This is a genomic window from Listeria farberi, from assembly GCF_014229295.1.
In the GTDB taxonomy this organism is placed as follows: Bacteria; Bacillota; Bacilli; order Lactobacillales; family Listeriaceae; genus Listeria; species Listeria farberi.
The window spans coordinates 70,079-89,290 of the sequence record NZ_JAARZL010000003.1 but is presented as its reverse complement, the minus strand read 5'-3'; the positions used below and the strand labels follow the sequence as shown (position 1 = coordinate 89,290).

Annotated in this window: 17 protein-coding genes; 16 read left to right on the top strand and 1 reads right to left on the bottom strand. The window is 38.9% G+C overall.

Annotated features, from left to right (window positions below):
- Positions 1-44: 44 nt before the first annotated feature.
- From HCB38_RS09790 to HCB38_RS09770, 5 genes are all read left to right on the top strand, one after another.
- Entirely contained in the window at positions 45-1,076 is a 1,032-nt protein-coding gene (locus HCB38_RS09790; protein WP_185319638.1) for a Gfo/Idh/MocA family protein, read from the top strand.
- Positions 1,073-3,250, top strand: coding sequence for a glycoside hydrolase family 65 protein (locus HCB38_RS09785; RefSeq protein WP_185619202.1), 2,178 nt, complete (start codon positions 1,073-1,075; stop codon positions 3,248-3,250). Before HCB38_RS09790 ends, HCB38_RS09785 begins: the two co-directional genes overlap by 4 nt.
- The gene (locus HCB38_RS09780) at positions 3,247-4,368 is read left to right on the top strand and encodes a glycerate kinase (RefSeq protein WP_185619200.1); all 1,122 of its coding nucleotides are present in this window, start codon (positions 3,247-3,249) and stop codon (positions 4,366-4,368) included. The genes HCB38_RS09785 and HCB38_RS09780 overlap by 4 nt, the downstream gene beginning before the upstream one ends.
- A complete protein-coding gene (gene pgmB, locus HCB38_RS09775) occupies positions 4,365-5,027 on the top strand; it encodes a beta-phosphoglucomutase (protein WP_185319641.1) in 663 nt (220 codons plus the stop codon). The genes HCB38_RS09780 and pgmB overlap by 4 nt, the downstream gene beginning before the upstream one ends.
- Before the next feature lie 122 nt (positions 5,028-5,149).
- Entirely contained in the window at positions 5,150-5,470 is a 321-nt protein-coding gene (locus HCB38_RS09770) for a thioredoxin family protein (protein WP_003727589.1), read from the top strand.
- A 57-nt stretch (positions 5,471-5,527) separates the two neighbouring features.
- Here HCB38_RS09770 and HCB38_RS09765 read toward each other — a convergent pair whose 3' ends face one another.
- On the bottom strand, positions 5,528-6,127 hold the full coding sequence (locus HCB38_RS09765) for a nitroreductase family protein (protein ID WP_185607949.1): 600 nt from the start codon (positions 6,125-6,127) through the stop codon (positions 5,528-5,530).
- Positions 6,128-6,320: 193 nt separating this feature from the next.
- Between HCB38_RS09765 and HCB38_RS09760 the strand changes: the two genes are divergently transcribed.
- The 11 genes from HCB38_RS09760 to HCB38_RS09710 all read left to right on the top strand — a co-directional run bounded on the left by HCB38_RS09760 (position 6,321) and on the right by HCB38_RS09710 (position 19,188).
- Positions 6,321-6,674: a hypothetical protein gene (locus HCB38_RS09760; RefSeq protein WP_185319643.1), complete on the top strand. Its 354-nt coding sequence runs from the start codon at positions 6,321-6,323 to the stop codon at positions 6,672-6,674.
- 101 nt (positions 6,675-6,775) lie between these two features.
- Positions 6,776-7,198 (top strand): MarR family winged helix-turn-helix transcriptional regulator, encoded by a 423-nt coding sequence (locus HCB38_RS09755; RefSeq protein WP_185638393.1) that lies wholly within the window; start codon positions 6,776-6,778, stop codon positions 7,196-7,198.
- Positions 7,199-7,211: 13 nt separating this feature from the next.
- Positions 7,212-8,360: a lmo2826 family MFS transporter gene (locus HCB38_RS09750; RefSeq protein WP_185638391.1), complete on the top strand. Its 1,149-nt coding sequence runs from the start codon at positions 7,212-7,214 to the stop codon at positions 8,358-8,360.
- 371 nt (positions 8,361-8,731) lie between these two features.
- Positions 8,732-9,823 (top strand): 3-phosphoserine/phosphohydroxythreonine transaminase, encoded by a 1,092-nt coding sequence (serC, locus tag HCB38_RS09745; RefSeq protein ID WP_185638389.1) that lies wholly within the window; start codon positions 8,732-8,734, stop codon positions 9,821-9,823.
- Positions 9,816-11,003, top strand: coding sequence for a phosphoglycerate dehydrogenase (locus HCB38_RS09740; protein ID WP_185319647.1), 1,188 nt, complete (start codon positions 9,816-9,818; stop codon positions 11,001-11,003). Before serC ends, HCB38_RS09740 begins: the two co-directional genes overlap by 8 nt.
- Before the next feature lie 88 nt (positions 11,004-11,091).
- Positions 11,092-12,333: a DUF1015 domain-containing protein gene (locus tag HCB38_RS09735; protein WP_185638386.1), complete on the top strand. Its 1,242-nt coding sequence runs from the start codon at positions 11,092-11,094 to the stop codon at positions 12,331-12,333.
- Between the two features lie 7 nt (positions 12,334-12,340).
- On the top strand, positions 12,341-12,664 hold the full coding sequence (locus tag HCB38_RS09730; RefSeq protein ID WP_185638383.1) for a hypothetical protein: 324 nt from the start codon (positions 12,341-12,343) through the stop codon (positions 12,662-12,664).
- A gap of 178 nt (positions 12,665-12,842) precedes the next feature.
- Positions 12,843-15,185 carry a helix-turn-helix domain-containing protein gene (locus HCB38_RS09725; protein WP_185638381.1) on the top strand — a complete coding sequence of 781 codons (2,343 nt, stop codon included), beginning with the start codon at positions 12,843-12,845 and terminating at the stop codon, positions 15,183-15,185.
- 194 nt (positions 15,186-15,379) lie between these two features.
- Positions 15,380-16,582: a M20 family metallopeptidase gene (locus HCB38_RS09720; protein ID WP_185319651.1), complete on the top strand. Its 1,203-nt coding sequence runs from the start codon at positions 15,380-15,382 to the stop codon at positions 16,580-16,582.
- Entirely contained in the window at positions 16,582-17,982 is a 1,401-nt protein-coding gene (locus HCB38_RS09715) for an MFS transporter (RefSeq protein ID WP_185638379.1), read from the top strand. The genes HCB38_RS09720 and HCB38_RS09715 overlap by 1 nt, the downstream gene beginning before the upstream one ends.
- A gap of 15 nt (positions 17,983-17,997) precedes the next feature.
- On the top strand, positions 17,998-19,188 hold the full coding sequence (locus HCB38_RS09710; RefSeq protein WP_185638377.1) for a M20 family metallopeptidase: 1,191 nt from the start codon (positions 17,998-18,000) through the stop codon (positions 19,186-19,188).
- Positions 19,189-19,212: the final 24 nt, after the last annotated feature.

The following is a 19,212-nucleotide window of genomic DNA, read 5'->3' as shown; positions in this document are numbered from 1 at the left end:
GTCCCAATTAAAGCGGACGGATTTTTCTAAAAGGAGTTTCGGATATGAAGAAAAGAGTTGCAATCATAGGAGCTGGACAAGTCGCCGAGAAAGTCCACGCTGCGTATTATAAGACAAGAAATGAGCTGGAGCTTGTAGCTGTTTGTGATCCAAGTATGGAACGGGGCGAAGCATTCCGTGTGAACAATGGCTTCGAGAAACATTATGCTACCGCAGAAGAGATGTTTGCGGTTGAGAAAATCGATATTGTTAGTATTTGTACACCCAATCGCTTCCATTTTGACAATGTGATGTTGTCACTGTCGCATGGTGCAGCTGTTATGTGTGAAAAGCCACCTGCAATGAGTGCAGCGGAAGCGAAAGCAATGTGGGATCTGGCGAAAGAGAAGGATGCGATTTTGGCATATGATTTTCATCATCGTTTTTCCAGTGAAGCGCAGTTTTTGAAGAGAAATTCAGCGCTTTTAGGGGAAATTTATTGTGTGAAAGCAACTGCGCTTCGTCGTTCTGGCGTGCCAGGTTGGGGAACTTTTACGAATAAAGAAATGCAAGGCGGGGGTCCGCTGATTGATATGGGAATTCACATGCTTGACGCAGCGATGTTTGTCCTTGGTTTCCCAAAAGTGAAGAAAGTAACGGCAAAAAGTTTTCAAAAAATCGGAACCAAGAAAAGTGCGGGGACATTTGGTTCGTGGGATCCGGAAAAATATACAGTGGAGGATTCTTTATTCGGCTTTATTGAACTGGAAAATGGCGGATTGATTGAGATTGATACTTCTTTTGCACTCCATATTAAACCGGAAAATATGCTAAATGTTGCTTTTTTTGGAGATTTAGCAGGAGGCAGTTTATATCCGGCTGAAATTTATACAGATAATGCAGGTGAATTTCAGTTGTTAGAGAAGTTAGAACAATTGGACGAGAATAAACATGAAAACAGTATGAAAGCTTTTGTGGATAGTGTTCTTGGTGTTGGAAAAATAGAGCTTGCTGGAGCGGAACAAGGTTATATAATACAAAAAATTGTTGAAAGTTTATACGAATCGGCAGAAAAAGGTGAGAGTGTTTCTTTATGAGGAAAATAATCGAGAAGGAATTTGCATTAAATTATCTAAATAAATATGGTAGCCAGATGACTGTTGGCAATGGCTTTTTGGGCGTTCGCGGTGCTCTTGAAGAAGAGTATCCTGAGCAAGTGCGAGGTATGTACGTGGCGGGGATTTACAATCGTCCGAGCGGTTCGATGAGTTCGGAACTTGTGAATTTGCCAGATGTGACGCGTTTCCAAGTGATGCTCGATGGAGAAACTTTTTCGATGCAAGCAGGGAAAGTGCATGTGTACGAACGTTATTTAGATATGAGTACAGGAGAATTAGTGCGAAAAATCACTTGGGAAAGTAGCGCGGGCCAAAAATACCAACTAAATTTTTACAGATTTGTTTCCAAAGCAGTAAAGCACGTTATTGCGGCTAAAGTGGAGATAATGCCTTTGAGCGGGGCCGCGCTAGTCAAAGTAAAGACGGGGATTGATGCGCAGCAAACCAATTTTGGAACACAGCAGCTAGCGGAGTCGAGTTTGCGGATTTTTGATGAAGCACTAATGGTTGGTGAATATGAGACTATTGAGAGTAAACAACGAATTACAATAGCCACAAAAGTAAACGAAAAAGGGATTTTCACTGCGAAAAATCGGCAATTGATGACGGAAGTAGAGCAAGAAATTGCGGAAAATCAACTATTTACTTTGGAGAAAATAAGTTTGGTTCAAACGTCGCTTGATCAAGCGGATGCGGAACTTCCAAAGGCGACCTACGCAGAACTGAAATCTGCTTCGGAGGAACTATGGGCGGATTTTTGGAAAGATGCAGGAGTTCGAGTTGAGAGCAGGAATGATTTTGACCAGTTTGCGCTAGATTTTGCGTGCTATCATTTAGAAATTATGACGCCAAAAGATGATTTTCGCTGTAGTGTTGGTGCTAAAGGATTAACTGGGGAAGGTTACAAAGGGCATGTTTTTTGGGATACAGAAATTTTCATTATGCCATTTTTTCTTTATAACCAGCCGGGAATTGCCAAACAACTACTGCAATATCGTTATCTTCATTTGAAAGAGGCAAAAGAAAAAGCGTTGAAAAACGGCTATAACGGTGCACTTTACCCATGGGAAAGTGCATTCTCTGGCGAAGAAGAGACACCGGAATTTGCAGCAATTAATATTCGGACTGGAACACGCCAAAAGGTAGCTTCGGCGATTTCGGAGCATCATTTAGTGGCAGACATTGCTTATGCAGTTTGTGAATATGAGGCTGCAACGGGCGATGCGCAGTTTATGGCAGAATGTGGTGCGGAATTACTCCTTGAAACAGCAGAATTTTGGCTCAGTCGCGTAACTAATCGTAATGGACGCTTGGAAATCCTTGATGTGATTGGACCAGATGAGTACACGGAGCATATCGATAATAATACTTATACGAATTATATGGCCCACTATAATGTGAAAAAAGCGCTGGAATGGAATAAAGACAAAACAGATTTTGTGGCTCGTGCAGAAGATTTTCTTGAAAAAATCTATTTACCTGTCGCTAGTAAGTCCGGCTTAATCCCGCAAGATGATACTTTCTTAGAGAAAGACTGGATAAACTTAGATAAATATAAGGCTGCACAAGGAACACAAGGAATTTTACTAGATTATTCTCGTCAAGAAGTGAACGAATTACAGATCTTAAAACAAGCGGATTTAGTGATGTTATTTTACCTGTTTCCGAAGATGTTTGCGCCAGATGCTGTGAAGAAAAACCTAGATTACTATGAAAAACGAACAATTCATGATTCTTCTTTAAGTAAAGCAATCCATGCAATTGTAGAAAATCGAACTGGAAATCGTGCGCAAGCTTATCAATTTTTCCAAGAAGCTTGCTTAATTGACCTTGGAAGTGAGCCACATTCATCAGATGATGGGCTTCATGCTGCATCACTCGGCGCAATTTGGCTGGCGGTAGTTTTCGGCTTTGCTGGTATGGATACTAGTGAGGAATTACTTGAAATGGCACCAAACTTACCAGACGCGTGGCAATCTGTTGCATTTAAATTCTTCTGGAAAGGCGAAAAAATCTCAGTGAAAATCGCACCAAACACTTTACAACTTTCAAAAAATACAAAAAGCGTGCTAGAATTAGTTATCTACGGAAAAAAACAGCATTTAACGGATACATTAATCATTGAGCTGGATCAGAAGGATGTGTCTTTATGAAAATTGTTATTGCACCAGATTCATTTAAAGAAAGTTTGACGGCACATGAGGTGGCAGAGTATATTAAAGAGGGCTTTCAAGAAATTTACCCAGACGCTGATTACCATTTACTCCCTGTCAGTGATGGCGGGGAAGGCACACTAGAGATTTTGAGTAATGCTTTAGGCGCGAAAAAAATGAAAATCGATGTATCTGGCCCTTTTGGTGACCCGGTTTCAGCGCAAGTTGCTTTTACGGATGGAAACAAAAAAGCTTTAATAGAAATGGCAGAGGTTTGTGGTTTACACTTGGTTCCAACGAATAAGCGCGACCCACTTCAAGTAAGTACTAAAGGAGTGGGAGAGCTAATTTTGCATGCGATAAAACAAGGTGCGACCGAAATTATCATTGGAATTGGTGGAAGCGCTTCAAACGATGGCGGGATTGGTATGGCCAGTGCACTTGGTTATGAATTTTTAGATGCGGAAAATAATATCGTCAACCCGATTGGCGCAAATTTAGCTGATATAGCAACCATTCGTTCTGAAAAGGTTCCAGCTGAACTAGAAAACATCACAGTAAATATTGTGACGGATGTCGAAAATCCGCTTTGTGGAGAGTCGGGGGCATCGTATGTGTTTGGTCCGCAAAAAGGGCTGGCAGCAGCAGATTTAGCCACAGCAGATAAAGCAATGCGCCATTTTTATCAATTAGCAAACCAAGCGATGATTACAATGCCGCGCGCTGGTGCTGGGGGCGGTATTGGTGCTGGACTTATGACGTTTGCAAAAGCTAACCTTTTATCGGGAATTGATTTTGTCATTGAAGCTCTTCAAATCAAAACCGTTTGCGAAGATGCTGATTTGGTCATTGTTGGCGAAGGGAAAATGGACGGGCAAACCGCACAAGGGAAAGCTCCTGTTGGCGTTGCGAAAGTAGTGCCGAAAGAAACACCAGTTTTTGCAATTTGTGGAAGTGTTGGTGAGGGTCTTGAAGCAGTATATGAAGTCGGAATCAGCGCAGTATTTCCATCCATTGCCAAACCAGCATCTTTAGAAAGTATCCTTAAAGAAACACCAAATAATTTAAGAAGAACCGCACGAAATGTTGCGGCAGTTTGGAAAGGACGAGTAGAATGACAATAGCATTAAAAGGAGTAGTATTTGATTTGGATGGAGTCATCACAGATACAGCGCATTATCATTACTTAGCTTGGAAAAAAACAGCTGAGAGTATTGGAATCGAATTTGATGAAGCATTTAATGAGAATTTAAAAGGAGTAAGCAGAATTGACTCCCTACTTCTTATTTTAAAGAAAGATGGGCGAGAAAATGATTTTACAGAAGAGCAGATTGAGGCTCTTGCGGCAGATAAAAACGACTTCTATGTGAGCTTGCTAAAAGAAATTACGCCAGCGGATGTTTTGCCAGGAATTAAAGAACTTATAGTAGCTCTTAAAAAGCAAAATCTTAAATGCGCGATTGCTTCTGTTTCAAAAAATGCTCGTACAGTATTGAGTGCGCTTGAAATGGAACAAGAATTTGATTATATTGTTGATGCTGCTAAAATCACTAAATCAAAACCTGATCCAGAAATTTTTGTAGAAGCATGTCGCGGTTTAGCCTTGGAAACATCAGAAGTAGTTGGGATTGAAGATGCCCAAGCTGGAATTGAAGCAATTAACGCAGCTGGAATTGTAAGCGTGGGTGTTGGTTCTGGACTTCGTGATGCGGATATGACAGTGAAGAGTACAGGTTTGCTAGATTTACGCATTTTAGAAATCTTACATAGCAAATAAAATGTTTCACGTGAAACAAAAGTGTCAAAAAATGAACAAAAAGCAAGATATATTGCTATTCTAAAACCCTTTACTTGACCAAGATACAACTTTGGAATATTCTGAATGTGAGGTGGATATGTATGGCGATTATTTTTGCAAAAGAAGATGACTTGGAAGAGATTATTAGTAGCCATCCTAAAATATTACTTAACTTTTGGGCAGAGTGGTGCGCACCGTGTCGCTGCTTTTGGCCAACACTTGAGCAATTCGCTGAGATGGAAGAAGGTAATGTCCAAGTTGTGAAAATTAATGTAGATAAACAACGCGCATTAGCTCAGAAATTTGATGTAAAAGGAATACCAAATTCGCTTGTTCTTGTTGATGGAGAAATTAAAGGCGGGATTGCTGGTATTGTCAGTTGTGATGAACTTAGAAGCAGATTTAAAAGTTTGGCAAAATAAAAATTCCGCGATACCAGTTAATGGTCGCGGAATTTTTTGTTTCACGTGAAACATTTATTATTTGAAAACGCGGAAACGATCAGCGTCATCGATGAATTCTTTTTCGCCAGCTTCTTGAACGATGTTACCAAACGGCATTTGCGCGCGTAAGTTCCAGCTTGCAGGAATATTCCATTCAGCTTTAACGGCATCGTCAATTAGTGGGTTGTAATGTTGTAGAGATGCGCCAATTCCAGCGTTTGCAAGAGCAACCCATACTGAATGTTGTGCAATACCTGAAGATTGTTCAGACCATACAGGGAAATTATCTGCATATAACGCAAAGTTTTCTTGTAGACCTTCAATAACAGCTGTATCTTCAAAGAAAAGAACTGTTCCGTATCCAGCACGGAAAGAACCAACTTTTTCTTCAGTAGCTGCAAAGTTTTCAGCAGGTACGATAGCACGTAATGTATCTTCTACAATATTCCAAAGTTTCTCATGGTTTTCTCCTAAAAGAATAACAGCGCGAGAACTTTGAGAGTTGAAAGAAGATGGGCTGTATTTAACTGCGTCTTTAATAATTTCTTCAATTTTGGAATCCTCTACGGAAACGTTTTTGTCTAGTGCATAAATGGAACGACGAACTTTAATAGAATCTAAAAATGTATTAGTCATAATAATAAAACTCCTTTGTTAATATTATTTACTTACATAAGTATAGCAACTATTTATTAATTTGCAAGCGTTTTTGTCGGAAAAAGATTATGTAAGCGCTAAACCGTTTCGGGCTCTTATAAAAAAACTTTTTTAGCTAAATACTTGATTTTGAGAACGTTTGTTCGTATAATGAATTTAAGAGGTGATAGTTATGGTTACGGCAATCCGGAAAGAGCAAGTGCAACCAGAGAAGAATGCTGCTTTTTTGACGAGTCGGCCAGAAGTGGATTTTTTAGAACGCGAGAGCTTTTTCATTACATTAAAAGATGCCACGAAGCGAGAATGGCTCGTTCGTTTAAAATATTTTCAAGAAGTAGATACTTCTTCTTTACGTCTAACTCGATTTGAATATCCTGCTGCCTTCCTTGGATTTGGAGAGGTTGAAACGCAAGATTTGGTGCCGCTTGAAATAGATATGTTAACAGAAGAAGTTGTTTTTAAAGACATTGTTGGGTATGAATATGTAATTGAATTTAGAGATATTATAGATGTGGAATTATTGTAGAGACAGTCGTTTATTCGGCTGTTTTTCTTGTCAAATAGACAATCAATATGTATAATGGTTGTTATGACAATTATTGTTAAGACAATGAAAAGGAGATAAATATGCGCGGATATTATGATGAAATCTCATTTGATGTAAATACGACAGCGAAGAAAATGCATTTATTTTTGCTGCGTTCGATTGCAAGCTATGATGTGACACCTGAACAATGGTCTGTTTTAGAGGGTATTGAAGCGAACGAGCCGATTTCACAAAAAGAGATTGCACTTTGGACGAAAAAGGACACGCCAACAGTGAATCGGATTGTCGATGTTTTACTGAGAAAAGGGCTTATTTTAAGGGAAGTTAGCACAGAAGATAGACGGATTTCGCTTTTGTCATTAACAGATAAAGGAAAAAAAGAAACGAATGAACTTCGAGATATTGTGGAGGCAAGTTGTGAAAAAATGTTTGCTGGGATTACTCACGCGGATTTGGAGCAATTCACGGCTATTTTAAAGAACATTTCTACTAATATAGAGTAAAGAGGGATAAATTTTGGAAAAGAAGACAAGACTTTGGACGAAGGACTACGTATTTTTATTGTTAGGTAGCGTGCTTTTATATATTGGGTTTATGGTGTTTATGCCAACTTTACCAGCCCGTATTATTGAACTTGGCGGGACTCAAATGGAAGCTAGTTTAGCGGTTGGGCTATTTTCAATTGTCGCCTTACTTATGCGGGCGATTGCGGGAAGTTGGAATGATAAATTAGGACCTAAAGTATTAATTATTGCAGGTTTTTTGATTTTAATTTTAACAACAGTGAATTTTTATTGGTCGACAGCGGTTGCTGCCCTTCTTATTTTACGGCTTTTTCACGGAGCTGGCTGGGGTATCGGCACAACGTCAATTGCGACAGGGGTATCTAAATTAGTACCGCCGAACAGAACGGGAGAAGGAATTGGCTTTTATGGGCTTACGACTGCGCTTGGAATGTCACTAGCGCCGATTATTGCTATTTTAATTATGAATTATTTTTCTTTCGATGTTTTAGTGACTTTTTCGCTTGTTTTGATGGTGTTTATTTTACTTTTAATGACACAAGTGAAAATTCCAAAGTCAGAAAAAATCGTACATCAAAAAATGAAATTATTTGAGAAAACGGCGCTACTTCCAGCTGGACTATGTTTATTAATGGCTATTCCGCTTGGTGGAATCCAGACGTTTATGATGGTCTACGGGACAGAAATTGGGATTTCAACAACTTGGATTTACTTTATAGGGCAAGCTATTATGGTGCTTGTTAGCCGTTTGTTTGCTGGACAGCTTTATGATACAAAAGGACATCGATTTGTTATTATTCCGGGAGCATTTGCCATGATCATTGGGATACTTATCCTTTCTTTTGCAACTGGAGCAATCAGCTTATTTATCGCATCACTGTTTTTTGGGCTAGGTTACGGTATGTCGCAACCTGCACTCCAAGCACTTGCCGTTGACAGGGCTGCACCTCATAATAAAGGGACAGCGAATGGTACTTTTCTTTCGGGGATGGACATTGGAATGGCTGTTGGTAGTTTTGGTTTAAGTATTGTTGCGACTTACTACAATTATGCCATTATGTACCGCACAGCAATTATTGCGCTTGTTGTATTCTTTGTGGTGTATTGGTTAACTTTAGGGCGAAAAGTGAAAAATAGCTAACATCTTTTGTGAAGCTGTTTTCAAATTTTATATGCGCGAGAATTGCTTCAAATAGCGGATTCTCGTGCTTTTTTAATGTCAGAATGTTTAAACATCACATTTATTTGGAGATTTAGTATAAATTTTCTGAAAAACAGCTTTGTTTCTGCTATAATATACAAAAGTACAAAAGGCAGTGTTTACTTTTAAGCGCTGAAAAATCCGAATATTGTGTAGAATATCACAGGTTCGGCTTTTTTATTTCTTAAGAACAGAACTTCGAAAAGCATAAGTGTAACGAGGAAGGCTCATATCTGACCAATAAGTTATTCTATTATTGGTGAAAATTTTTGTAAGTAATCGGGGAAATTTGATGACAGGAGAGATGTTGAGTGGAACGTGTTTATAATTTTTCGGCAGGTCCGGCAGTTTTACCAGTACCGGTACTTGAAAAGGTTCAAAGGGAGCTACTCTCTTATAATGGTTCAGGAATGTCAGTAATGGAGCTGAGTCACAGGTCAGAATTATTTCAAAACATCATAGACGATGCGGAGAGTTTAATTCGAGAATTGATGGGGATTCCAGAAAATTACAAAGTACTATTTTTGCAAGGTGGCGCAAGTTTGCAATTTGATATGGTGCCGATGAATCTTGCAAATGGTAAAAAAGCAGTCTATGTAAACACTGGATCTTGGGCGAAGAAGGCAATTTCTGAAGCTAAAAAAATTCAAGGTGTTGAGGTGGAAGTAATTGCCTCATCGGAAGACCGCAATTTCAGCTATATTCCTGAAATTCCTACAGTTTCTAGTGACACGGCTTACTTACATGTAACCACAAATAATACCATCGAAGGAACGGCAATGTTTGATGTGCCAGACTCAGCTGTCCCGGTCGTTGCAGATATGTCCTCTAATATTTTATCAAGCGTTTATGATGTGAAAAAATTCGGTTTGATTTATGCAGGAGCGCAAAAGAACATTGGTCCTGCTGGCTTAACGCTTGTTATCATCCGTGAAGATTTAATCGGGAAAGTAGAGGGGCTTCCTTCTATGTTAGATTTTAAAGTACAAGCCGAAAATGGTTCTATGTACAACACACCACCAACTTTTGCTGTTTACGTAGCAAAATTAGTATTCGAATGGATTAAAGAACAAGGTGGTGTTGCTGGAATTGAAGCGCTAAATCGCAAAAAAGCGGCATTATTATATGATTATATTGATCAATCGGATTTCTTTTCTTCACCGGTCGAACCTTCTGCAAGATCACTCACGAATATTCCTTTTGTGACGAAATCTGCGGAGTTTGATAAAGCTTTTGTTAAAGAAGCTGAAGCAAATGGTTTTGAAAACTTGAAAGGACATCGCTCTGTGGGTGGGATGCGAGCAAGTCTTTATAACGCATTTCCAATTGAAGGTGTAGAAGCACTAATCGCCTTTATGGAAAAATTTGCAAATGCAAGAAAAGGGGGAGAAGTACGTGTTTAATATCCAAACGTTTAATGCTATCGCTAAAGAAGGCTTAAAGACATTTGATCTTGAGAAATATGTAATCGATGCGAACCAGCCAGCAGACGGGATTTTACTACGGAGTTATAACTTACACGATTTTGACTTTCCAGAAACAGTGAAGGCAGTGGCTAGAGCTGGTGCAGGAGTTAATAATATCCCAGTAGAAAATTGTTCTGAAAAAGGGATTGTTGTATTCAATACACCTGGTGCTAATGCCAATGCTGTAAAGGAACTAGTTCTTGCAAGTTTATTCGTTTCGGCGCGTCCAATTTTGGAAGGTACGGAATGGGTGAAAGAACTGCCGGCCGAAGATGATGTCGAACAGAAAGTCGAAGCTGGAAAGAAAGCTTTTGCGGGAACAGAACTTGCGGGCAAAAAACTTGGGATTATTGGCTTAGGTGCAATTGGTGCATTGGTAGCAAATGACGCTTTATCGCTTGGGATGGATGTGGTCGGTTATGATCCATTCGTTTCGGTGGACACTGCTTGGAGAATTTCTAAAGAAGTGGAACGTGCGATGACGATTGAAGAAGTTTTAGCAACGTGTGATTATTTGACGGTTCATGTGCCATTAACGGATAAAACTCGTGGCATGTTCAATGCAGAAACGTTACAATTAGTGAAGGATAATGCGGTCTTACTAAACTTTTCACGTGGTGAGTTAGTGGATTCTGCCTCTGTGAAGGAAGCTTTAGACGATGGACTTTTACGTTTATATATTACAGATTTCGCGACAAAAGAATTATTAAATCATAAAAAAGTGCATGTATTTCCTCATTTAGGCGCTTCAACAGAAGAAGCCGAAACTAACTGTGCTAAAATGGCTGCAAAAGAATTACAATATTATCTTGAAACTGGTAGCATTAAAAACGCTGTTAACTATCCAAATGTGGAAATGCCTTATAACGGGCATCCGCGAATTGGTATTTGCCACAAAAACATTCCGAACATGGTCGGGCAAATCACGACGGAGCTTGGGAAGTATTCCCTAAATATTTTAGACATGATCAACCGTAGTAAAAACGAATATGCCTATACCTTAATTGATATTGATAAGGAAACGCAAGCTAATTTGGAACAACTGAAAAGTGATTTATTGGCTGTCCAAGGGGTTTTGCGTGTTCGAGTTATTGAACCATTAGGTGTGACAGTTTAAAATTATTACCCGGGAAATAATGAGAGCATGAAACTTTATGGTTATTGCCAGACGGGTTCATGCTCTTTTACTAAAAAGGAGGATAACAATGGTAAATATACGTCCATTTAAAGCATTACGTCCAATTAAAAATCTAGCGGAAAAGGTAGCTTCGTTGCCATATGATGTACTTAATTCGGAAGAGGCGCGTGAACTTGGTGATGCTAATAAGTATTCTTTTTTACATATTGATAAAGCGGAAATTGATTTAGATCCGGCAATTTCCCCGTATGACCCAGCTGTTTATCAAAAGGCGGCTGATAATTTGGAGCAATTTGAGTTGGACGGATGGCTTGGAAGAGAAGCGAACCCGGCATTTTATATTTATCAACTGACGATGGATGGCCGTCCGCAAACGGGACTGGTTGTTTGTACGTCGATTGATGATTATTTGAACGGAAAGATTAAGAAACATGAGCTGACTCGTGAGGAAAAAGAGTTAGACCGGATTCGTCATGTAGATGTTTGTGATGCAAATACAAGTCCCATTTTCCTTACTTATCGTGGGAAAGAAGCGATTAATACACTTATTGAGTCTTGGGTGAATGAAAATGAGCCTGAATACGACTTTGAGAGCTTCCACGGGGTTACGCATAAGGCTTGGGCAATTACGGATGCTCATATTTTAGAAGATCTGTCAGCGGCGTTCTCGGAAGTCTCAGCGCTATATATCGCAGACGGTCACCATAGAACGGAATCTGCTGTAAAAGTCGGCTTGAAACGGCGTGAGGAATTTCTAGACGCCGGACCAGAAGCAGAATTTAATTTCTTCTTATCAGTTGTTTTTCCAGAAGATCAATTAGAAATTCTTGATTATAATCGGGTTGTGAATGTGCCAATGGAAGCAGATTTCCTTAGCAAAGTAGAGGCTAGTTTTGATGTGGAGAAGGTTGGAAAAGAAGCCTTTAAACCAGAGAAGCCAAAACAAGTAGGGATGTATTTAGACGGAAATTGGTACAAACTTACGGCGAAAAGCGATGTGATTCCAAGTGATGTTATCGGTCAGCTGGATGTTTCGATATTACAATCGCAAATTTTAACGCCGATTTTTGGAATTGAAGATATTCGTCGCGACAACCGCATTGATTTTGTTGGGGGAATACGTGGCTTAGAAGAGTTAACTCGTTTAGTGGATAATGGCAGTCATTCGGTGGCATTTGCGATGTACCCGCCGACAATGGATGATTTACTTAATGTAGCAGATGCCGCAGAAATCATGCCGCCAAAATCGACTTGGTTTGAACCGAAATTATTAAGCGGGCTGTTTGTCCATGATTTAGAAAGTAAGTAGTTTTAAGATGAAGCGAATTAGTTATTTTTATTCTGCGGAAATTGAGTCTGAGATTAACCTAGAGATATGGAAAGTGTTTATGAATCAAAGTGAAGCTGAGCGAAAAATCCATTTTGATTATACAGGTATCGTGTTTGATATTCAGCTAGGAGAAGTCGGGAAAGTGGACTTGCCAGAGCCGGTTCAAGCGCTAATTGATAAGAATGGGATGGAAGTTTTGCCAATTTTAGTTGTAAATGAGGCAGTATACAATTATGGGGAGTTTTCTGTGATTGATACGGTTGAGGAATTACTGGATGTGGGTCTTTCTATTCAAGTGGAAGAAGATTGAGATCAAAAAGTCGGTCGGGAGTAATTCCGACTGGCTTTTTTAATTTCATTATTCTTAAAAAACAAATGAAAAATTTTTAACATAGAAGAAAGAATCAATTTCAAAACAAAGCAATTAATTTTTGCTATTTATGATAATATAAAAGTGTCCGATTAAGTTAAACGAAGGAGTGAATAAAATGCCTCATTTGAAAGACTATACGATTGGTATTCAACATATAAAACAGCTAACGTCGGAAATTTCACTTGGTACAAAGTTAGTATTCGCCATTTCTGGTCAATTAACTATCAAAATCTCAGAACAAAAATTTTACTTGCAAGAAGGTGATATTTTAGTTCTTGATCGTAATACTTTTTATACAATCGAAGGAAATGAAGATAATTTAATAATTGATTTAACCATTTCGGATACTTTTTTTGCGCATTATTATGAGGATTATTTTCAGCATTCTTTTAAATTTTTCTCAAAGGAAAGTGACCCTGGGAGAGAGCGGGTTGTTGCATCTTTGAGGAAGTCTGTTAGTGAACTATTGATTGCTTCGGCTACAAAAAAACGAGTGAATAAATTAGAGGCGCAGTCAGCTTTATTCCAGGTTTTGTTGTTACTTACACGCTTTTTAAAAAGAGGAATTCCATCTTCTGGTAGAAAAGAGGTTAATGACAAACGTATTTCACGAATTATTCGAGAAGTGGAAGAACGATTTGATGAAGCTTTGTCGCTTCGTGAGTTTGCGCAAAAAGAGTTTTTAAGTGAGGCGTATTTATCGCGTTATTTTAAAAAGACCACTGGGCTCGGTTTTTTGCAGTATTTAACAGAGGTCCGCTTGAAGCATGCGACTCAAGATTTGCTCCATTCTGCAGAAAGTATCACGGAAATAGCGCTAAAAAACGGTTTTTCGAGTCAAAAGCATTTTTCGGAAGTGTTTAAATTTCATTTTGAGTTAACACCTACTGAATATCGAGTGGAGCATCATTCGGAAACTAATTTGCTAGTAGAGAAGAAGGCGTCGCAACTTGCTAATAGTATAGAACAAATTACGCCATCACCAGAAATTTTAGTGAAACTAGCACGCCTGTATCATGACGTAGAGTCAGGTAAGGAACTAAATAAGGCTCCTTTTGAAAAAAAGAAAATTGATATTATGGAGAAAACCACTCGTTCCCTTAGTAAAAATATGAATATTTTAACGATTGGCGAATTGAAAGAAGTACTCCAAGATAACGTGCAAAAGCAGATTATTACGACACGGGATGAAATTGGGATTAATTATATTGGTATACGTCATTTGTTTAGAGGAACAACATTTTTGCCTGAAACAGAGACAGATGAGCTAGTGCCAACATCTTCCCCTTATGCGAATGCAGATTTGGCGCTTACCTTTTTAAAAGAGCAGAACTTGCAATTGTTTATTCGCTTGGAATACCAAGATATTTTGGGAGATGAAGATGTCGTTTTAGAACGATTGGATCATTTTTTAAGGCATTCGATGCAAGTTTTTGGTCGAGAATTTGTTTCTAAATGGCATTTTATGTTTTTTGAACCAAAAAATACTTATGCAGACAAAGAGGAATTAAAAAGGATTTTTTTGAGAGTGCATCATTTAATAAAATCACGCTTTCTCTCTATCCAAGTCGGAAATTTTGTCCCATTTTCATTGTCGAAAAATGAAGTTTCAAAGCGACACACTTGGTTTTTAGATGTGGCTGATGAAATGGACTTTATTGCCTACAATGCGAATCAAAATGAAGCAGTGGATTTTTCGAAGGAAGATATGAAGTCGTTTATGATTTCAGAAGATTATTGTTTGTCAAAAACACTGAAATTGAAGGCTTTTTTGAAACATCATCATATTAATAAACCACTTATGCTAGTGAATTGGAATACGCTCACAGGAAATACGCGGTATACGAATGGTACATTTTTCCGCGGTGCTTTAGTTTTAAAAACAATGCTAGATTTAGCACCTGAAGTAGATGCGTTAGGGTTCTGGATTAATACGGAACTACATGAAGGTGACGATAGCCAGCTGAATATTAGCTTAGATGGGATTGAAATGTTCCACTTTTTTAACGGAAAAAGACCGGCGTTTTATGCGGTGAAGTTTTTGAGAAGGCTCAAAGGTGTTGTGGTCGCTGAAGGTGCGGATTTTATTATGACGAAGCATGCAGACGGATATCAACTTATTTTGATGAACTGTGTGAATATTAACCCGAGATATTCTGTAGAGGAAAGATTTACTAAAGAAGAACAGAAAGAACTTCATATTCGAATAATGGGACTTCAAGCTGGTGAGTACCAAGTGTGCAAATGGCAATTCGACCGCGATAATGGGGCGCTTTATTCGAAGTATTGGCAGCTTAATAGTAAATATGGTCTGGATAAAGAGATTTTGGATTATATTGTTGATGCCTCTCAGCCGACGCTTACTGTGAGTGATGAAACGATTACGGAAGATTGGTCGTTTTATGCTTATTTAGATATTAATGCGATTCACTTTTATGAGTTTAGAAGTACGATTTAACAAGTTCAACCCTTTTGGTTGAACTTTTTTCATGCCCTTAACACCGAATTTTTGACATTGGCTAACTCGGTTTAGAAAAGAAGAAAATTTCAAGCTAAAACTAAGCAAAAAAGCAAACTTCTTTTTGTTTGTTTTTTTTTATAATAAAGGTGTAGTTAAAGATACGGATGTTCTGGCCAGCAGAAGTATTAAAAATGGAGGTTTGGACAATGAAAGAGAAATTATTTCAAAAACTAAACGAAAAACGAGATCGAATGATAGAAATTCGCCGTTATTTACACGAACACCCTGAACTTTCTTTTCATGAGGAGAATACGGCAAAGTATATTGCGGATTTTTATAAAGAAATGGACTGCGATGTGCGGACACACGTGGGTGGAAATGGCGTTGTTGTAACAATTGATACAGGCAAGCCGGGTAAGACGCTTGCTATTCGCGCTGACTTTGATGCTCTTCCAATCACGGAAGAAACAGGTCTAGCTTTTGCTTCTAAAAACCCTGGTGTAATGCATGCTTGTGGTCACGACGGTCATACTGCTTATATGCTTATTTTGGGCGAAACTCTTATTGAAATGAAACAAGAATTAACAGGGAAACTTGTTATTTTACATCAACATGCGGAAGAAACTCCTCCTGGTGGCGCGATTCAAATGATTCAAGACGGGGCGCTGGATGGTGTGGATAATGTGCTTGGAATTCATGTGATGTCTACAATGAAAACGGGCGAAGTTTTCTATCGTGAGGGTGCGATTCAAACGGGACGCTCGTATTTTAAACTCAAAGTACAAGGTCAAGGTGGACACGGCTCATCTCCGCATTTAGCAAATGATGCAATTGTTGCTGCGAGTGAATTTGTAGTAGCTGTGCAAACAGTAATTAGTCGCCGTTTAAACCCATTTGATGTTGGTTCGATTACGATTGGTTCTTTTGATGGGAAAGGTAGTTTCAATGTCATTAAAGATGCTGTTGAGCTTGAAGGTGATGTGCGTTCGATGTCTGAAGAAACACGTCACATTATTCAAAAAGAAATTACGCGTATTGTTGGCGGCATAGAAGCAATGTTTGGCGTTACTTGTGAACTTGATTACAAAAATGATTATCCTGTTTTAAATAATGACGAAGCTTTGACTAACTTTGTTGTTAAATCTATTAAAGGGGCGAAAATTCCAGAAATTACGGATGTTGTGCGCTGCGAACCGCAACCACCATCAGAAGACTTTGCTTATTATGCACAAGAGCGACCAAGTACATTTTTCTATGTGGGCGCAATGCCAGCAGATGGGCATTTTTATCCGCACCATCATCCAAAATTCGACATCAATGAAGATTCATTATTAATTGCCTCAAAAGCAATGGGAGCTTGTGTGGTAGATTACTTAAAAGGAGAGAAAAACTAATGACTTCAACAGCGTATAAAGGCACAAATAAACTAATCGTTGGAATTGTTTTTGGTGTTATCACGTTTTGGCTATTTGCTCAATCAATGGTGAATATTGTTCCAGCAGTACAAGCCGACCTTGGTATTTCCTCTGATTTACTTAGTATTGCCATCAGCTTAACCGCGCTATTTTCAGGTATTTTTATTGTTGTAGCGGGTGGTATGGCTGACAAATTTGGTCGCGTGAAATTAACTTATATCGGACTTGTTCTTAGTATTATCGGTTCACTGCTACTTGTTATCACTCAAGGGTCGACGCTACTTATTATCGGTCGGATTATTCAAGGTCTTTCAGCTGCTTGTATTATGCCAGCAACCCTTGCCTTAATGAAAACTTATTTTGACGGGGCAGATAGACAAAGAGCACTTAGTTACTGGTCGATTGGCTCATGGGGCGGATCAGGTATTTGTTCGTTCGCAGGTGGCGCTATTGCAACATACATGGGTTGGCGCTGGATTTTCATTATTTCCATCGTATTCGCACTGCTTGGAATGCTACTTATTAAAGGTACTCCAGAAAGTAAAGTTGTTCAAAATACAAAAGCAAAATTTGACTCATTTGGACTGGTCCTTTTTGTTATTGCGATGGTTTGCTTAAACCTTATTATTACTCGTGGCTCTACATTTGGGTGGACAAGCCCGATTACTATTACTATGCTCGTTGTATTTCTTATTTCGGCGGGATTATTTTTCCGGGTGGAGCTTCGACAAGCAAATGGATTTATTGATTTTTCGTTATTTAAAAATAAAGCTTATACAGGTGCGACACTTTCAAACTTCTTGTTAAATGCTGCTGCTGGAACGCTGGTTGTAGCAAATACTTATGTACAAATCGGTCGTGGTTTTACCGCATTTCAATCAGGTCTACTATCTATTGGCTATCTTGTCTGTGTCCTTGGCATGATTCGTATTGGTGAAAAAATACTTCAACGTGTTGGGGCGCGTAAACCGATGATTTTGGGTTCTGGGATTACGGCTGTTGGTATCGCATTAATGGCGCTCACTTTTATTCCAGGAACATTGTACACTGTGCTTGTATTTATTGGATTTGCTTTATTTGGCATCGGACTTGGTATGTATGCAACTCCTTCAACTGACACAGCTATTTCTAATGCTCCTGAAGATAAAGTCGGAGTAGCTTCTGGTATTTACAAAATGGCAAGTTCGCTAGGTGGTTCATTTGGTGTCGCGATTTCTGCTACAATTTATGGGGTGATTGCACTTTCAGGAAATATTGATTTAGCAGCAATGGTAGGGCTTTTAACAAATGTTGGTTTTTGTGTTGTTTCACTTATTTCTGTGGTTGTAACAACACCATCAGCAAAAAAAGCACTTGAATTAAAAGCTGCAAAAGAATAGGGGGTTGTATTAATTATGCGTACTCAGTTAATGAACATGCTCCAAGAACGAAAAGATGAAATCACTCAGATTAGACGGCATTTACATGAACATCCTGAATTATCGTTTCATGAAGCAAAAACAGCAAAATTCATCCAAGATTTTTACAAAGGAAAAGACGTGGAAGTGGCAACAGAAGTGGGAAATGGCCATGCAGTTGTAGTAACGATTAAAGGTGGTAAACCAGGAAAAACCATTGCATTACGTGCTGATTTTGATGCTCTTCCAATTGAAGAGCAAACTGAATTGCCATTTAAATCCAAAAATCCAGGCGTGATGCATGCTTGTGGCCATGATGGACATACAGCTTATTTACTCGTTTTGGCAGATTGTTTAATCCAATTAAAAGACAACATTCCAGGGACGATTAAAATTGTGCATCAGCATGCCGAAGAAACACCACCCGGCGGAGCGAAAAGCGTTGTCGAATCTGGTATTTTAGATGATGTTGATCAAATTTTTGGTATTCATGTATTTCCATTTGGTGAAAGCGGGCAAGTTTATTATCATAGTGGCTACGCGATGGCTGGTCGCACTTATTTTAAACTTAAAATTCAAGGTGTTGGCGGGCATGGTTCGTCTCCGCACATGGCGAATGATGCGATTGTCGCAGGTGCTTATTTTGTGACAGCCATTCAAACAGTGGTGAGCCGCCGCTTAAATCCATTTGATACTGGCGTTATAACGATTGGTTCATTTGATGGTAAAGGTAGTTTTAATGTTATTAAGGATGCGGTGGAATTAGAAGGTGATGTGCGCTATATGAACACGGAAAATCGTGATAAAATAGACGCAGAAATTCACCGGATTGTGGCTGGTATTGAAGCGATGTTTGGCGTGAGCGTGGAACTCACTTATACGAACGATTACCCGCCGCTATACAATGATCCAGCAGTGACGGAACAAGTGGTAGCTAGTCTACAAAAAGGTCTAGGAGAGTACTTAACGGACATTTCTCCGTATGATATGCTTTCCGGATCAGAGGATTTTGCTTATTATTTACAAAAAATTCCGGGTGTATTTTTCTATATTGGTGCAAAACCAAAAAATACCGCGCATGCTTATTTTAACCATCATCCGAAATTCGATATTGACGAAGATGCGTTATTAGTTGCTGCTAAATCAGTTGCCGACGTCGTTTTAGATTATTTTAAATTGAATGGGTAATAGCTTTGAAAAGAGCATAGTCAG

Excerpts from the sequence above, each read along its gene's own strand:
- HCB38_RS09760 (WP_185319643.1), top strand. The coding sequence starts at position 6,321 with ATGGTTACGGCAATCCGGAAAGAGCAAGTGCAACCAGAGAAGAATGCT.
- HCB38_RS09725 (WP_185638381.1), top strand. The coding sequence starts at position 12,843 with ATGCCTCATTTGAAAGACTATACGATTGGTATTCAACATATAAAACAG.
- HCB38_RS09790 (WP_185319638.1), top strand. The coding sequence starts at position 45 with ATGAAGAAAAGAGTTGCAATCATAGGAGCTGGACAAGTCGCCGAGAAA.
- HCB38_RS09730 (WP_185638383.1), top strand. The coding sequence starts at position 12,341 with ATGAAGCGAATTAGTTATTTTTATTCTGCGGAAATTGAGTCTGAGATT.
- HCB38_RS09755 (WP_185638393.1), top strand. The coding sequence starts at position 6,776 with ATGCGCGGATATTATGATGAAATCTCATTTGATGTAAATACGACAGCG.
- HCB38_RS09720 (WP_185319651.1), top strand. The coding sequence starts at position 15,380 with ATGGAGGTTTGGACAATGAAAGAGAAATTATTTCAAAAACTAAACGAA.
- HCB38_RS09765 (WP_185607949.1), bottom strand. The coding sequence starts at position 6,127 with ATGACTAATACATTTTTAGATTCTATTAAAGTTCGTCGTTCCATTTAT.
- pgmB (WP_185319641.1), top strand. The coding sequence starts at position 4,365 with ATGACAATAGCATTAAAAGGAGTAGTATTTGATTTGGATGGAGTCATC.
- HCB38_RS09710 (WP_185638377.1), top strand. The coding sequence starts at position 17,998 with ATGCGTACTCAGTTAATGAACATGCTCCAAGAACGAAAAGATGAAATC.
- HCB38_RS09770 (WP_003727589.1), top strand. The coding sequence starts at position 5,150 with ATGGCGATTATTTTTGCAAAAGAAGATGACTTGGAAGAGATTATTAGT.
- HCB38_RS09780 (WP_185619200.1), top strand. The coding sequence starts at position 3,247 with ATGAAAATTGTTATTGCACCAGATTCATTTAAAGAAAGTTTGACGGCA.
- HCB38_RS09735 (WP_185638386.1), top strand. The coding sequence starts at position 11,092 with ATGGTAAATATACGTCCATTTAAAGCATTACGTCCAATTAAAAATCTA.
- HCB38_RS09715 (WP_185638379.1), top strand. The coding sequence starts at position 16,582 with ATGACTTCAACAGCGTATAAAGGCACAAATAAACTAATCGTTGGAATT.
- HCB38_RS09785 (WP_185619202.1), top strand. The coding sequence starts at position 1,073 with ATGAGGAAAATAATCGAGAAGGAATTTGCATTAAATTATCTAAATAAA.